The 15,891-nt window shown below is 69.0% G+C and carries 9 protein-coding genes, 1 tRNA gene and 3 pseudogenes; 9 read left to right on the forward strand and 4 right to left on the reverse strand.

All coding sequences use genetic code 11. The features are described from left to right. Window positions 1-35 precede the first annotated feature (35 nt). The 3 genes from AB0O01_RS27885 (at window position 36) to AB0O01_RS27895 (ending at window position 4,443) form a co-directional block, all read left to right on the forward strand. On the forward strand, window positions 36-2,336 hold the full coding sequence (locus tag AB0O01_RS27885) for a DEAD/DEAH box helicase (RefSeq protein ID WP_365317530.1): 2,301 nt from the start codon (window positions 36-38) through the stop codon (window positions 2,334-2,336). 300 nt (window positions 2,337-2,636) lie between these two features. Next, on the forward strand, window positions 2,637-4,121 hold the full coding sequence (locus AB0O01_RS27890) for an amino acid permease (protein WP_365317621.1): 1,485 nt from the start codon (window positions 2,637-2,639) through the stop codon (window positions 4,119-4,121). 249 nt (window positions 4,122-4,370) lie between these two features. Continuing rightward, window positions 4,371-4,443, forward strand: a tRNA-Lys gene (locus AB0O01_RS27895). Window positions 4,444-4,597: 154 nt separating this feature from the next. Here the strand turns inward: AB0O01_RS27895 and AB0O01_RS27900 are convergent. After that, a complete protein-coding gene (locus AB0O01_RS27900) occupies window positions 4,598-4,969 on the reverse strand; it encodes a hypothetical protein (RefSeq protein ID WP_019061652.1) in 372 nt (123 codons plus the stop codon). Between the two features lie 550 nt (window positions 4,970-5,519). Here AB0O01_RS27900 and AB0O01_RS27905 point away from each other — a divergent pair. Next, window positions 5,520-6,377, forward strand: coding sequence for a hypothetical protein (locus tag AB0O01_RS27905; RefSeq protein ID WP_365317532.1), 858 nt, complete (start codon window positions 5,520-5,522; stop codon window positions 6,375-6,377). Window positions 6,378-6,766: 389 nt separating this feature from the next. Here the strand turns inward: AB0O01_RS27905 and AB0O01_RS27910 are convergent. Beyond that, window positions 6,767-8,311, reverse strand: a pseudogene (locus AB0O01_RS27910) (site-specific integrase). Then, complete coding sequence (locus tag AB0O01_RS27915; RefSeq protein WP_365317534.1) at window positions 8,308-8,949, reverse strand: helix-turn-helix transcriptional regulator; 642 nt, start codon at window positions 8,947-8,949, stop codon at window positions 8,308-8,310. Before AB0O01_RS27915 ends, AB0O01_RS27910 begins: the two are co-directional and overlap by 4 nt. 160 nt (window positions 8,950-9,109) lie before the next feature. Between AB0O01_RS27915 and AB0O01_RS27920 the strand changes: the two genes are divergently transcribed. Both AB0O01_RS27920 and AB0O01_RS27925 read left to right on the forward strand, forming a co-directional pair. Then, window positions 9,110-9,304 (forward strand): hypothetical protein, encoded by a 195-nt coding sequence (locus AB0O01_RS27920; RefSeq protein ID WP_365317535.1) that lies wholly within the window; start codon window positions 9,110-9,112, stop codon window positions 9,302-9,304. Between the two features lie 233 nt (window positions 9,305-9,537). Next, a pseudogene (locus AB0O01_RS27925) lies at window positions 9,538-10,871 on the forward strand (DUF3631 domain-containing protein). A 15-nt stretch (window positions 10,872-10,886) separates the two neighbouring features. On the opposite strand, the pseudogene AB0O01_RS27930 reads toward AB0O01_RS27925, so the two are convergent. After that, window positions 10,887-11,824 (reverse strand): annotated as a pseudogene (locus AB0O01_RS27930) (IS5 family transposase). 551 nt (window positions 11,825-12,375) lie between these two features. On the opposite strand from AB0O01_RS27930, the gene AB0O01_RS27935 reads away from it, so the two are divergent. The 3 genes from AB0O01_RS27935 to AB0O01_RS27945 all read left to right on the forward strand — a co-directional run bounded on the left by AB0O01_RS27935 (window position 12,376) and on the right by AB0O01_RS27945 (window position 15,771). Continuing rightward, window positions 12,376-13,215 (forward strand): DUF2637 domain-containing protein, encoded by an 840-nt coding sequence (locus AB0O01_RS27935; RefSeq protein WP_365317537.1) that lies wholly within the window; start codon window positions 12,376-12,378, stop codon window positions 13,213-13,215. Between the two features lie 253 nt (window positions 13,216-13,468). After that, window positions 13,469-14,089 carry a plasmid mobilization relaxosome protein MobC gene (gene mobC / locus AB0O01_RS27940; RefSeq protein ID WP_365317622.1) on the forward strand — a complete coding sequence of 207 codons (621 nt, stop codon included), beginning with the start codon at window positions 13,469-13,471 and terminating at the stop codon, window positions 14,087-14,089. After that, window positions 14,086-15,771, forward strand: a complete 1,686-nt coding sequence (locus AB0O01_RS27945; RefSeq protein WP_365317538.1) for a mobilization protein — start codon at window positions 14,086-14,088, stop codon at window positions 15,769-15,771. The genes mobC and AB0O01_RS27945 overlap by 4 nt, the downstream gene beginning before the upstream one ends. Window positions 15,772-15,891 lie beyond the last annotated feature (120 nt).

The following is a 15,891-nucleotide window of genomic DNA, read 5'->3' on the forward strand; positions in this document are numbered from 1 at the left end:
CGTGCCGACGAGACTCCGGAAGGTTTCGCATTCGCATGTCCATTTCCACTGCCGATCACTTTGTCGTGCCCGGGGACGAGGTCCGCGAGGACGCCGTTCTCGACGCCGAGACCCCTGAGGCCGCCGAGGGCGCCGGGGACACCGGTTCCGCCGCGGACACCGGTTCCGCTGCCGCGGCCGACTCCGACGACGTGACCGACACCGTCGAGGCGGACGACACCGCCGACGCCGACGCCGACACCCCCGAGATCACCTTCGCCGACCTCGGTCTCCCCGAGGGCGTCGTGCGCAAGCTCGCGCAGAACGGGGTGACCGTCCCGTTCCCGATCCAGGCCGCGACCATCCCGGACGCCCTGGCCGGCAAGGACATCCTCGGCCGGGGCCGCACCGGCTCCGGCAAGACCCTCTCCTTCGGCCTGCCGACCCTGGCCACGCTGGCCGGCGGCCGGACCGAGCGCAAGAAGCCCCGCGCCGTCATCCTCACCCCCACCCGCGAGCTGGCCATGCAGGTCGCCGACGCGCTCCAGCCGTACGGCGATGTCGTCGGCCTGCGGATGAAGGTGGTCTGCGGCGGTACGTCGATGGGCAACCAGATCTACGCCCTGGAGAAGGGCGTCGACATCCTGGTGGCCACGCCGGGCCGGCTGCGGGACATCATCAACCGGGGCGCCTGCTCCCTGGAGGACGTCCAGATCGCCGTCCTCGACGAGGCCGACCAGATGTCCGACCTGGGCTTCCTGCCCGAGGTCACCGAGCTGCTGGACCAGGTCCCGGCGGGCGGCCAGCGCATGCTGTTCTCCGCGACCATGGAGAACGAGATCCAGACCCTGGTCGACCGCTACCTCGACCAGCCGGTCTCGCACGAGGTCGACGCGGCGCAGGGCGCGGTGACGACCATGTCCCACCACATCCTGATCGTGAAGCCCAAGGACAAGGCGCCGGTCACGGCCGCGATCGCGTCCCGCAAGGGCCGCACCATCATCTTCGTCCGCACCCAGCTCGGTGCCGACCGGGTCGCCGAGCAGCTCCGCGACGCGGGCGCCAAGGCGGACGCGCTGCACGGCGGTATGACCCAGGGCGCCCGCACCCGCACCCTGGCCGATTTCAAGGACGGGTACGTCAATGTCCTGGTCGCCACGGATGTCGCCGCGCGCGGTATCCATGTCGACGGCATCGACCTGGTCCTGAACGTGGACCCGGCCGGTGACCACAAGGACTATCTGCACCGGGCGGGCCGTACCGCGCGGGCGGGCCGTACCGGCACGGTCGTCTCGCTGTCGCTGCCGCACCAGCGGCGGCAGATCTTCCGGCTGATGGAGGACGCGGGCGTCGACGCCTCGCGCCACATCATCCAGGGGGCCGGCGCGTTCGACCCGGAGGTCGCCGAGATCACCGGTGCGCGCTCCATGACGGAGGTCCAGGCGGAGTCCGCCGGGAACGCCGCTCAGCAGGCCGAGCGCGAGGTCGGTCAGCTCACCAAGCAGTTGGAGCGGGCCCAGCGCCGGGCCACCGAGCTGCGCGAGGAGGCGGACCGGCTGATCGCGCGGGCCGCCCGCGAGCGGGGCGAGGACCCGGAGACGGCGGTGGCGGAGGCCCAGGCGGCGACGGAGGCGGAGGCGCAGGCCGCTGTTGCGGCGGTGTCCGTGCCGGAGCAGGCGCAGGGGCCGACGCAGACGCAGGCGACCGCGCGGGAGTACGACCGGCAGGACCGGTCGGAGCGCGGGGAGCGCTATGTCCGTAACGATCACCGGAACGATCACCGGGGGGAGCGTGGCGGTGGGTTCCGTCGCGACGACCGCGGTGGGCGTTCGTTCGAGCGCCGCGACGAGCGTCGGGACGACCGCCGTGATGACCGGCGCGACGACCGGGGCGGGCGTTCCTTCGAGCGGCGTGACGACCGTCGTGACGACCGGGGCGGGCGTTCGTTCGAGCGGCGCGACGACCGTCGCGATGACCGGGGTGGCCGTTCCTTCGACCGTCGGGACGACCGCGGTGGGCGTCCCTTCGAGCGGCGCGACGACCGCGGTGGCCGTTCGTTCGAGCGGCGTGACGACCGGCGTGACGACCGTCGCGATGACCGCGGTGGGCGTTCCTTCGAGCGGCGGGACGACCGTCCGGGCCGTTCCTCGTCATCCTCCTTCGAGCGGCGGGACGAGCGGAGCGGGCACCGGGGCAGCGACCGGCCGTTCAACCGCGACCGGCAGGGCGACCGGCCCGGCTTCCGTGCCGGGGGCCACGAGCGGCCGTACGGTCGCCGTGACGACCACCGGGGGACCGGCGGCGGGTCGTCCGTCGGACGCCGTGAGGACAAGCCGCGCTGGAAGCGCAACGGCTGACGCCGGGGTGTAGTGCTGCGGAGTACTGAGAGGCACTGAGAGGTACTGAGGAAGGGCCCGTGCGACTTCGGTCGTGCGGGCCCTTCCGCGTGTCCGGGGTGCGGCGGCTGTCGCTGTGGGTCAAGTTGTGACGTGTGTCACGTGCTTGGTGGGGGAATTGCTGGGGGCATGACAGATACAGGCACAGGCACAGGCGCAGGCACAGGTACAGACGCGGGGGCAGGGGCGGGTTCACCAGGGGTCACCGGGGCTGGTGGGGGCGGGGACGGTGGGGCTGGTGGGGGTGGCGGGGCTGGTGGGCTGACCGATGAGGAACGGCTGGCTCAGCTCGGGTACACCCAGGTGCTGGCCCGCCGGATGTCGGGGTTCTCCAACTACGCGGTGTCGTTCACGATCATCTCGGTGCTGTCGGGCTGCCTGACGCTGTATCTGTTCGGCATGAACACCGGTGGCCCGGCGGTGATCACCTGGGGCTGGGTCGGGGTCGGGCTGATGACGCTCTTCGTCGGGCTGGCGATGGCCGAGATCTGCTCGGCGTACCCGACCTCGGCGGGCCTGTACTTCTGGGCGCACCGGCTGGCGCCGCCCCGGACGGCCGCGGCCTGGGCGTGGTTCACGGGGTGGTTCAACGTGCTCGGGCAGGTCGCGGTGACCGCGGGGATCGACTTCGGCGCGGCGTCCTTCCTGGGCGCGTATCTGAACCTTCAGTTCGGTTTCGAGGTGACGCCGGGCCGGACGATCCTCCTCTTCGCCGGGATCCTGCTGCTGCACGGCCTCCTCAACACCTTCGGCGTCCGGATCGTCGCCCTCCTCAACAGCGTGAGCGTGTGGTGGCACGTGGTGGGGGTGGCGGTGATCGTGGGCGCGCTGGCGTTCGTCCCCGACCGTCATCAGTCGGCGTCGTTCGTCTTCGGCGAGTTCGTGAACAACACGGGGTGGGGCAGCGCGCTGTATGTGGTGCTGCTGGGGCTGCTGATGGCGCAGTACACCTTCACCGGGTACGACGCGTCCGCGCATATGACGGAGGAGACGCACGACGCCTCGACGGCCGGCCCGAAGGGCATCGTCCGCTCGATCTGGACCTCCTGGATCGCCGGGTTCGTCCTGCTCCTCGGCTTCACCTTCGCGATCCAGTCGTACGAGGGGGCGCTGACGTCCCCGACGGGGGCGCCGCCCGCGCAGATTCTGCTGGACGCGCTGGGCGTGACGGCGGGGAAGCTGCTGCTCCTGGTGGTGATCGGGGCGCAGCTCTTCTGCGGGATGGCGTCGGTGACGGCGAACAGCCGGATGATCTACGCGTTCTCCCGGGACGGGGCGCTGCCGTTCTCCCGGGTCTGGCACACGGTGAGCCCGCGCACCCGGACGCCGGTGGCGGCGGTGTGGCTGGCGGCGGGGGGTGCGCTGGTGCTGGGCCTGCCGTACCTGATCAATGTCACCGCGTACGCGGCGGTCACCTCCATCGCCGTGATCGGCCTCTACATCGCGTACGTCATCCCGACGCTGCTGCGGCTGCGCAAGGGGGACGACTTCGAACGGGGGCCGTGGCATCTGGGGCGGTGGTCGCGGGTGATCGGGGTGATCGCGGTGACCTGGGTCGGCGTGATCACCGTGCTGTTCATGCTGCCGCAGGTGTCGCCGGTGACCTGGGAGACGTTCAACTACGCGCCGGTGGCGGTGCTGGTGGTGCTGGGGTTCGCGGCGGGATGGTGGGGGGTTTCGGCTCGGAAGTGGTTTTTGCGGGGGGATGGGGGTGGGAGTGGGAGTGGGGTGAAGGGGGTGGGGTGACGGGGTGGGGTGGAGGGGGTGGGAGGGGTGGTGGTGGGGGTGGGGTGGAGGGTTTGCGGGGTGGTGGTGAGGGTGGAGCGGAGGGCTTGCGGGGTGATTCCGGGGGCTTGGGCGGGGTGAGCGCCTGGGGTCTTCGGCTGTGCGCCGGGCCGTGTCGCGATACCCGATCGGAGACGCGGCCCGGTCCGGCTATGCTCGGGGAGGCAACATCACGCATCACCGGGTGCGGTCTTGTGCACGACGGTGAGTGGGCCCTTAGCTCAATTGGCAGAGCAGTGGACTTTTAATCCATTGGTTGTGGGTTCGAGTCCCACAGGGCCTACCGATGCGGGGGAGGGGAAATCCCTTCTGACCTGCGGTGCAGCGCTCGGGTTGGCTTCGGCTGGCTCGGGCGCTTCCGCGTTTTCGGGGCCTTGCGTGAGCGATGCGTGAGCGGATGTGTCGGGGACGCTCCGCTGGGAGAGCCCCCGACTTGGTCATGCCGTCAGATCGAACTGCTTGAGCCAATCCGGATCGGCGTCGCCAACCGTCGCAACCAGGCCACCGCAGAGCATCACCATATACAGGGTGAACGTGATCGGGTTGCCCCCGTAGTGCTCGATCCCTTCGTTGAGCGTCAGATTCGGCGCGTCCGGATGGCCGATGAACCCTGCTGCTTGGACGAGGTCATCGTGATTGATTCCCAGGCTGTCGGAGACCCACGTGACGGCGTCGCGTGCCTGGTCCTCGGTGATCTGCTCCCGTGCCGCGACAAGCCAGCCCATCAAGATCGCCCAGACTGCAGTGGGATCCGAAGGGTGCTCACCCTCAATGAACGAGGCCCCCGGCCCCTTGGAGGGGTTCTCCATCCACGTTGCTATATCTGCGCGCAGGCGCTTCGCGGTCCGGGCACGGGAGATCTCGGAGAGGTCCGGCCTGACAATGCGCCCCGCCTTAGCAACTCGTGCGCTCCGGCGGCGCTTGCTGTTTCGTCCCATGGACCGAGCATGACGCCCGTACCCGCCTGAGGGAGTGGAAATGGCCCAGAACATGGAGATCTGCTAGCGGTCAGGGGAGATGTCGAGGCGCGGTTCTAGCTTGCTGTGCGGTCGTGATCAGTTAGCCCCTCCGGATCGATGGCTTGAGTAGATGCCACGCAGGACGCGTGACTGAGCGTCACGGTCGACCTCACCTCGCTGTAATGGAAGGGGAGTTGCGCGGGAGGGCTCCGATTGAGGTAACCTGCCTGCCATCGACCTTTGTCGACTGGGCGCAGAGGCCCAGGAGCTCCGGCGTGCGGGCCCGGTACTGCAATCGTCGTCTCACGGGTGTTAGTGCACTCACTCTGCGGAAGCGGTGCAGGAAGCATCTGTTTTGGCGTGCGACTCAAACGCTACCGGGGGCGAGTGAGGCATTTGCATGTCTAATTCGGTGAAAAAGAAGGCCGCGCACTCCCGTATGAAGTACTCAGGTGAGTTGTATAAAGCGGCGCTTGCGGGAATCCCCAATGATCGTTCCCACGGCTTGGATTCTTTCGCACCACAACAGCGTCAGTTGAATGCAATGCTAGCCCTCGGCCTGTTCAATCGAGGCGACGAGGGTGCATCGCCGAAGCGATGGACGATCAACACCCTGACGTGGTACACGATCAAGGTTTCGCCGCGTTGGAACCGCTTGGTCTTTATCGCGGACGCGCCGATGAACGTTGCACAGTATCTCGTCCCGGACAGCGAAAATTACCTGCGGGTTCCAGGTATGCGCCTTAGGGGCGGAGTTTTCGGTTCCTGCTACGTATTGGAGCATGTTCCAACAGGCGGGGAACTGGTAGTCACTGACGATCCAAACGGTAAAGCGGTTGGCCGGTTGAGCGACACCGATCGTCGAATGCTGTCGCTCGATACCCCCTTGCTTTCGGAGGAGAAGCGTCTTTACGCGGCACTACCAGTCATGACCCCTGACGCTCAAACCCTGCTAGCGGGCGTTGCTGTGAGGATGTCTATGGCTGACCCGGGCCGGCGCTGGGCCACGGGTAACTGGTATTGGGACCCGTTGCAGCGTATGGGCCATACGGAGGTTGAGGGATACGGCGACCCGCAGCGGCGACTTTGGGGGGAGGGTGACGAATGGGAGGCGCAATGGACGGGATATCCCTACGCGCAGGATGTTGCGCTTGCACTGACTGACCCGGTGATCGGGGTGCGCGATGCGAAACTCTCCACCCGACGGCACGGATATGAGGTAACCCTGAAGGGATCGGTACTCAAGATTCGACGCTGATCGGACCGCATGGCCGAGTCCATCAAACTTCCCATACGGAGAGTCGTTGAATCATGATTGAGATCCCTCAGAGTGCGATCGAAGGGATGCCGTGGTGGGCATTCCTACTTCTCGTTTTTCTCTTCTTCCTGCCGCTCGCTTTGGTGCGGCTACTCATGCCAAAGGAATCTCGATATCGCTATCTGTGGTGGGTGGCTTGGTGGGAGCATCGGCGGAAGCACGCCGCTATGAGGGGCAGACTGCGGGAGCGAGATTAAGTTCCCCCGTCTTCATAAGGGCGCGATGGACTTCGGCCTGTACGCGGATGTCGTTTCTGGTCCAGGTACAGGATGAGCGTCTTCGTGTCGGTTCCCGCAACCTCAGCCTGCCCTAGCGGCTGTGACTGTGCCCTACCCATCGCGTGCGATTTGAGCGGCCGAATCATTAGCTGTCGGACGTGACCTCGGGATCAACTTTGCGGCCTTCTCGGCGATCTCACGGTCCAGTTCAGGGAGCAGGCTCGTGTACGTGTCCGAGGTCAGCGTGATGGTGGAGTGTCGCAGCGTCTCCTTCACCGCATGGATGTCGCCGCCGCCTCCGTGCGTGAGCGTCGCGGCGACGTGGCGTAGGTCCCGGAGAGTGATGGGCGGCAGGTCGGTCGTGGCGAGGATGCGGCGGAAAGTCTCGGAGACCGTCTCGGGGTGGAGCCAGGAGCCGTCCTCTTTGGTGAACACCTTGCCGGTGTCCTGCCAGGCGGTGTCCCACTTGGCGCGCTCCTTCTCCTGGCGGGCTTTGTGCTCGCGCAGTTCGGAGATGGTCGTGCTGTCGAGCGCGATCGTGTTGGCGCTGCCGTCCGTCTTGGGCTCGGACTCGTAGGGGTCCCAGCCGTCCACCACGATCTCCTTGGCGGGTGTGATGAGGCCAGCGTCGAGATCGATCTCGTGCCAGTCCTGGCCGACCGCCTCGCCGCGACGGAGACCGCGGGTGCCCATGAGGTGAAAGATCGCGTACAGGCGGTCGCCCTCGGCTGCGTCGAGGAAGGCGCCGAATTGCTGTGGGGTCCACACCATGACCGGGCCGGGGACTTCGCCGGTCTCGCGCCAGCGTCGTACGCGCTCCTCGGTCCACAGGAGTGGTTTCGGGCGCTTGCCGGATTCCAGTTCGACATGGGACGCCGGATTGAAGGTGATCAACTGCTGGGCGATCGCCGCGTTCAGTGCCGCGCGGAGGGTGCGGCGGATGGCCTGGCGGCTGGCCGGGCCCGTGATCTTCCGGAAGGGCTTCATCTCGGCGAGCTTGGCTCGTTCGGACGCGAGGAACGGTCGTTCGGCTCCAGCGGGCCGTCCTGGTTTGCTCGGCTTGCAACGGGCGATCTGTTCGCGGCGGGCCCGGTTCTCGGCGGCGATCGTCTCGTTGTCATCGGCTATGCCGTCGAACATCTCCACCAGGTGGCCGACGTTGAGCCGGTCCAGACGCACGTGGCCGATGCGGGGCTTCAGATGGACGCGAATGTGGGAACCGTAGCTGTTCAGCGTGGTCTTGCGACGCCGCTTTCCTGCGAACTACTGGTCGAGCCATTCGCCGACCGTGAGGCGTCCAGTGAGGTCGAGGCCGTGGTTGAGGCGGCGACGGGTCGCTTCTACGTTCGGGAGTGGTGCCTTTTCGTCGGCGACCTTCTCCAGGAGGTCGGCTATGCGGGCGAGGTTCTCGGGGTCGTCGTTTTCGGCGAGGGCGATGAGGGCGCGGACGTGGTCGAGGTCGTTCTGGGCGTCTTTGAGGGTGGTGTAGCCGGCGCGGCTGAAGGAGCGGCGGGCGCCGTCTTGGCGGGGCGGGAGTTCCTGGCGGACGGAGTAGGTGCCGTGCTTGCGGTGGGTGAGCTTGGGGCACTTCTTGCCGAGGGGTCTGCCGGTGTGGGGGTCGCGGCAGTAGCAGCGGCGGTGGGTGGAGCCCTTCAAATGCGTTCCTCCGGGGTGGGGGTGGGGTTGTCGAGTCCGGTTGGGGTGGTGGGCACGGTGGTGGGTTGGTCGACGTCGTGGAGGGTGTGGGGGAGGTGGGGTGGGGTGGCGCCTCGTTCGCGGATGCGGCGGCGGAGGTGGCGCAGTTCGTATTTGGCGGTGATGGCGTCGTCGCTGTTGTTGTCGTTTTCGGCGAGGGCGGTGAGGGCGTGGGTGGTGAGGCGGGTGTGGGTGTCGAAGTCGCGGAGCATGCCGGGGTCGTGGCCGGTGATGCGTTTGTCGGCGGTGAAGTGGCGCAGGGCGGTGCGGGTGGGGACGGGTTCCTCGAAGGGGAGTTCCTGGGTCTGGTCGGTGTAGCCGACGGGGTAGATGAGGCAGATGGGGTAGGTGCGCAGGGCGGCGGCGAGGATCATGACGTCGGCGAGGGGGAGGTGCGCGCGGCGGCCGGATTCCATGTTGGCGATGACGTTGCGGGGGATGGGGTGGCCTAGGCGTTCGCATGCGTCGGCGAGGTCCTGCGCGCTCCATCTCATCTCCTTTCTGCGGCGGCGGACTTCGCGGGCCACGGTGGCGTTGACGCGGTCCGCCCATTCGGGAATGTCGTCGGTCTCTTCATCTTCGATATCGTTTTGTGTCATGAAGACACAGTAGCGTGAGGATCGTGGTGGATACACGCCTGGAGCCGGATGTGATCACCGCGTTCGCCGAGGGCTGTATCGAGAGGGGCGCACGCGTATGCGCGAAGACGCGAAGCCTGATTCGTTGGCGGTCTCGGCCATGCCGAGGGGGTCGCGGGGGATGAGCCGGGAGGAGCTGCTGGCGCTTCCGGTCTCGGTTGACCTGGAGACGGGGAACCGGGCGCTCGGGCTGGGGCGGAGCAAGGGGTACGAGCTGGCGAAGCGCGGCTTGTATCCATGCCGGGTGCTGCGGCTGGGCAACGCCTACCGGGTGGTGATGGCGGATCTGCTGGCGCTGCTCGGGCCGGCCGCGTGAGGCGGCGGCACGTCAGCGGGGGGTTCTGCGCTGAGCTGACACGGAAACGCTGGACTAGTGGCGGGGTTGGACGTACGGTCTGTGGTCCCCCGGGCAACGGTGCGAACGTTCCGGACCGGCACAGGCCCGGCGTCCCGGCACCGAACAGGGCGAACGTCCCGGATCAGAATGCGACGGGTCTGCGGCGGCACAACGCCCCAGGCACCGGAACCCCCACCACCCGCATCCATCGAATGACCCGCGCTGCTGGGCCGGTGTGCCCGGCGGCGCAGGAGAGGAACCGCCTGGTGCAGCCAGACAGCCCCCTGCCCTATTCCACCCCCGCCCCCGACCTCGCCCCTGCACCTTCCGGTGCCTGGCCGCCCGTCGCGGTCCCAGGCCAGGGCGTGCCGGAGCACGTCGCTCCGCTCCCGGCGTCGGACGCAAGGCCATCCGATCCGGAGCCGTCGGCTGGTTCGGTGCTGCTGGATGAACTGCGTGCGCGGATAGCGCGGTTCGTGATCCTGCCCTCGGCGGAGGCGCTGGACGCGGTGACGCTGTGGGTGGCGGCCACGCACTTGCAGCCCGCGTGGCAGCACGCGCCGCGTCTCGCGGTGGTCGGTCCGGCGAAGCGGTGCGGCAAGTCACGGCTGCTGGACGTGCTGACGGAGACGGTCCACGAGCCGATGCTCACCGTCAACACCACCCCGGCGGCCGTGTTCCGGTCGATCACCGAGGAGCCGCCCACCCTCCTGGTCGACGAGGCCGACACGATCTTCGGGACGCCGAAGCAGGCGGAGAAGAACGAGGAGATGCGCGGCCTCCTCAACGCCGGCCACCAGCGGAACCGGTACGTCACCCGGGTGGTCGGCAACGACCACACCCCGCACCGGTTCGCCACTTTCGCCATGGCCGCCCTCGCCGGGATCGGTGACCTGCCCGACACCATCATGGACCGGGCCGTCGTGATCCGGATGCGCCGCCGGGCCGAGGGAGAACGCGTCAAGCCTTTCCGCTCCCGCCGCGACATCCCCTCACTCCACGAACTGCGCGACCGCATCGCGGCCTGGGCCGGACCGCTGCTGGACGAGGCGGCGGAGCTGGAGCCGGACCTGCCGGTCGAGGACCGGGCCGCCGACACCTGGGAACCCCTGGTCATCATCGCCGACCTCGCCGCCGGGTCCTGGCCCCGCCGGGCCCGCACCGCGTGCGAGCGGATGGTGGCTGCGGAGGTCGAGGCGGAGGAGGAGCAGCCCGGCGGCGCCCGCATCCTCGCTGACATCCGCAGGGTCTTCGCCACCCAGCGCGAGACCGACAGCCTCGCCACGGACGACCTGCTGTACCACCTGCGCCAGGACCCCGAGGCGCCGTGGGCGCGCAGTGGGGACGCAACGGGCTCGACGCCCGCGAACTGGCCAGGATGCTCACCCCGTACGGCATCAAGCCGGGAAATGTCCGCCTCACCGACCAGACCCAGCGCAAGGGCTACACGCGCAACAAGTTCCTCGACGCCTGGCGGCGCTACTGCCCCACCGTCCACCCAGCGAACACCGGACCAGCACCACTCCCGGGCTCGGGCTCGGGCTAGGTTCTGTTTCTCGGATCATGTGCGGAGCCAGATGGCCAGGGATGCGACGGTGACGGTTCCGAGGTAGATGTAGGCGCGTTTGTCGTAGCGGGTGGCCACGGCCCGGTGGTTCTTGAGGCGGTTGATCGCCCGCTCGACGACGTTGCGCTTCTTGTACCGCTGTCTGTCGAATCCGGCTGGCCGTCCGCCGGCCGAACCGCGCCCGCGCCGGTTGGCCCGCTGGTCGCGAGGCTCGGGGATGGTGTGCCGGATCTTGCGCCGCCGCAGGTAACGGCGGTTGTTCCGGGAGCTGTAAGCCTTGTCCGCACTGAGGCTGTCCGGCCGGGTACGCGGCCGGCCCCGCCCGATGCGCGGCACCCGGATCTTCTCCGGCACGGCCTCGAACTGCGGGCTGTCGCCGTACTGCCCGGGCGTCAGCAGCGTTGACAACGGGCGACAGCGGCCCTCGGCCGACAGATGGATCTTGGTGCTGAAGCCGCCCCGTGAGCGACCTGGACACTCGCCTGTCTGACCACCTCCGCCAGCCGGGCGGACAGGCTTCGCCACACCGGATCGCCCCGTTCCGTCCCGCGATGATCCCCCTTTGACGCAGGAAACTCCGGCGGCGCAGCCCTCGGCGCCCCGGCCGCGTGCTGGTGGGCCCGGGCAGTGGTCGAGTCCACCGACACATCCCAGTCGATCCCGCCGACGGCGTCCTGTTCCGCCTGGACCCGCGCCAGCAGACGCTCCCAGGTGCCGTCGGCCGACCAGCGACGGTGCCGCTTGTACACCGTCTCCCAGGGCCCGAACCGTTCCGGGAGATCACGCCACTGAACGCCCGTCCGGACCCGGAACAGGACACCGTCGATCACCTTGCGGTGGTCACTCCAGCGACCACCCCGAGTCCCGCCGCGAGGCAGGAGCGGCTCAAGCCGCCCCCATTCCGCGTTCGTCAAAGCTCCTCGTCCACCCACACCAAAGAGCCTGGACCTGTACACAAAGCCCTGTCAGGAGATCCGAGAAACAGAACCTAAGCGTTCACTCAGTGAACACCGAACCGTCCCCGAGCTGAGCGTTCACTCAGTGAACGTCGAATCCACCGTCCCTGCATCGGGCTGAGGCCCGCATCCCCCGTGTGGCCGTCCCTGCCGTCCCTGCCGTGATCGTGCAGGTCAGACACCATGCGGCTGGGACGGGAGCCCGGGACGGGACGGCAACCCGATCATGAACAGTCCGCAGTGCCCGTCCGAAAGCTGACCTGATCCGTCTTGTGCCGTCCCGGACGTCCCTGCCGTATCGCCCCAGGTCAGGGCGCGGTCGGCCGGGACGGCACGAATCCATCGTGCCGTCCCAGCCCACGGGAGCGCTGGTGGGCACGGCACGCCCGCAGGTTCTGCCCTGTGCGGCGGCCGAGGACACCGCCGGGACGGACGTCCGGGACCACTGCCGTACCTGCTCTGACCTGCGCTTGCAACGCCCGGGACGGACAAGACGGATCACCCCGCCAACCCCAGGAGCCTCCCGCTTGACCCACCCCACCACACCCACACCGACACGCGCCCACCACCTCCGTCACGGCAAGCCGGCGCACAGCAGACAGACCGCCGAGCGGTACGTACTTGCTGCCGCCGGGGCCGTCATCGTCGCTCTCACCGCGGGAGCGTTCTGGCTGTCCTACGCCCACCTGGCCGAAGTCGCCGGTCAGCACGGGCTGGGGCACTCGCCGGTCCGGCGCTGGGCCTGGCCCTCGACCCTCGACGCGTTCATCGTCGCGGGCGAACTGCTCATGCTCCGCGCCGGCCTGCGCGGAGTCACCGACAGGTGGGCTGTCGCCCTGACAGGCACCGGAGCGCTCGGCTCCATCGCACTCAACGTCGCCGGAGTCGCCGGCACGGACAGCGCCCGCCCCGTACCCCTGCTCGACTACGTCGTCGCCGCAGTGCCCCCGACCGCAGCACTGCTCGCCTTCGGCGTCCTGATGCGGCAGATCCACCAACTCGTCGACCCGCCAGAAGACCAGCCTCTCCGGGCACCGGGACCCCAGGTCACCCCGCCCGTCCGTGCTTCCGAACCACCGGAGCAGCCTCCTGCTGCCGTTCCCGATCCTGTCTCCTCTTCGCTGCCATCGCCCGACAGGCAGGATGCCAGGCCCCAGGGTGGCCGTCCGGCGAAGGCCACGATCCACGAGCTGGTGGAGATCGGCCGGGCAGCCCTCGCCGAACACGGCACCCTCAGCCGGGCCCTCCTCCGCGAAGCCGTCGAGGACCAGGACCTGACCATCGGAAGCGAACGGCAGACCGAGGTGATGACGATCCTCCGCCCGGAAATCGAAACCGCCCACACGGCCGGTCCGGACAGCGGCTGACCGAAACTCCCCCCGGGGTGACCGGAACCCCCTTCCGGTCACCCCGTACCGGCCCACCACGACACCACCCCGCGCCAGCCGGTCCACACCTGTGGACAGCGCGCCGGCCACAGCCCCGCCGCTCCTTCGCAGCGGCCCGATCACTCACACCGCCACTTCCGGAGAGCCCCACGTGCCCCACCACCCGCACCACCCCGACCACACACCCGATGTGCCCCCGCCCGAGCCGAAGCACGCTGCCGAGCCGACCCCGCTGCGGGAAGCCGTCGATCCAGCCGGGCCCAGGCCAGCAAGGTATGCCGCTGGACCGTCCAAGGACAGCCCCACCGGCGGTGCCTCCGCCCCGGGGGTGGCGGAGGCGGCCGGGCACCAGGGGGCGCCCGGAAAGGAGGAACCGTCCGCCGACACCGCAACCGTCGTGCTGCCGTTGCCGCGTGCCGCCGAAGCCGCCGCCGTGCACCGCGTCGCCCGCCGCCGCACCCGCGAGCACACCCAGCGCACACACCGCGTCGACGTCCGCTACAGCCACGAAGAGAAGACCGCAATCCTGCGCAGGGCCCGCTCCCTGAACATCGCCGGCGCGCACTACATCGGCGCCGTCGTCATGGCCCACCTCCACGGCGACCTCACCCTCCCCGGCCAGCGCACCCCCCTCGACGACTACATCGACGAACTCAACGCCCTCCGAGCACAGGTCGCCCGGATCGGCGGCAACATCAACCAGATCGCCCGCAGACTCAACTCCGGCGCCCACCCCCACCCCGCCGACACCACCCTCGCCCAAGCCGAACACACCCTCACCACCGTCCGGACCACCATCGCCGAGATCGCCACAGCCGCCACCCAGGCCATCACCCGGAACGGCGTCCGGTGATCGCGAAGATCAGCGGCGGCAAGGACACCGCCGGACTCATCCGCTACCTCTTCGGCCCCGGCAAAGCCAATGAACACACCGACCCCCACCTCGTCGCCTCCTGGGACGGCTTCGCCCCCGACCCCGGCCGAACCGACAACCCCACCACCACACGGAAACACCTCGTCGCCGACCTCGACCTGCACGTGAAACAGGCCCGCCGCCTCGGCCGGGCACCCGAACGGCACGTCTGGCACTGTTCCATCCGCGCCACCCGCAGCGACCGCCACCTCAGCGACGACGAATGGGCCCACATCGCCCGACGCGTCGTCGCCGCCACCGGCATCGCCCCCGACAACGATCCCGACGCCTGCCGGTGGGTCGCGGTCCGCCACGCACCCGACCACATCCACATCGCCGCCACCACAGTCCGCGCCGACCTGCGCACCGCACGCCACTGGAACGACTACCTCAACGCCGACCACGAACTCGCCGCCATCGAGAAGGAACACGGCCTGCACCAGGTCCCACGCGGCGACCGCACCGCCGCCAAACGCCCCACCCGCGCCGAACAGGAGAAGGCACGCCGCAACGGCCACACCCGCACCGCCCGCGAACGCCTCCGCGCGGCCGTCCGCACCGCCGCCGCAGCCGCCACCAGCACCGACGAATTCCTCCACATCCTCCAGCACACCGACGGCATCCGCGCCGAGACCGTCCACCTCCCCTCCGGCGACGTACGCGGCTACAAAGTCGCCACCACCGACACCCTCACCGCCACCGGCGAACCCGTCTGGTTCTCCGGCTCCCAGCTCGCCCCCGACCTCTCCCTCCCCAAGATCCGCAAACGCCTGGAGAACACCACCCCGACCCTCCGTGAGCCCTCGCCCGACCCCTGGCACGAGATCATCACCGCCACCGAACGCATCCCCCACCACCTCACCCACGACGACGACCCCGCCGCCCAGGCCCACATCACCGCCCTCGGAGAACTCCTCGACATCCTCCCCCTCCTCGCCCCCAACCCCCTCCAGCCACAACTCCGCCAAGCCGCAGCCGCCTACGAACGCGCCACCCGCTCCCGCATCCACGCCGAACACCACCACACCCACACTCTGCGCAACGCCGTCAGGAACATCCTCCGCCCACCCGCCCCACACAGCCAGACCGGCCTGGCGATGCTCCTCGACGTCACGCTCCTGGCCATCACCGCCGTCATCCGCTGGCACCAGCTCCGCCACCACGACCAGCAGACAACCGCCGCCCACAACACCCTCACCCACATCCAGACCGCCTACGACCAAGCAGCTGCCGCACCCCTGGCAGCCCTCACCGCCCGACGCCCACCCCAGCACAACACCGACCGCTACATCCGCCACCTCCACCAGACCCTCCCCACCCACGCCGAGCAGATCACCAAGGACCAGGACTTCCCCGCCCTCACCACCGTCCTCGCCCACGCCGAATCCACAGGCCACAACCCGGAAGCACTCCTCCGCCATGCCGCCGGCCAACGCCGCTTCGACGACGCCCGCCACCCCGCACGCGTCCTCCTCTGGCGCATCCAACACCTCACCACCACCCCGGCAGCGCTCGCGGCACACGCCACCCGGACCAAGAACACAGAACAGCGCCCCACGATCCCGACCGGCAGGACCGCCATCATCACCACCCCGAACCCGCCCGGGACGAAACACCACTGACCACGGGTGACGCCTCTCGGCTGGGCAACAACGCGCGGGTCGGTCTGCGTGTCAGTGCGTAGGACGTGTGGTCGGTGCCTCGGCCTCCGTGCTGGGGCAGTGAGCCGTAGGGCGGAAGGC

Origin of the sequence: Streptomyces sp. NPDC093252, assembly GCF_040683675.1 — a bacterium.
Classification (GTDB): Bacteria; Actinomycetota; Actinomycetes; order Streptomycetales; family Streptomycetaceae; genus Streptomyces.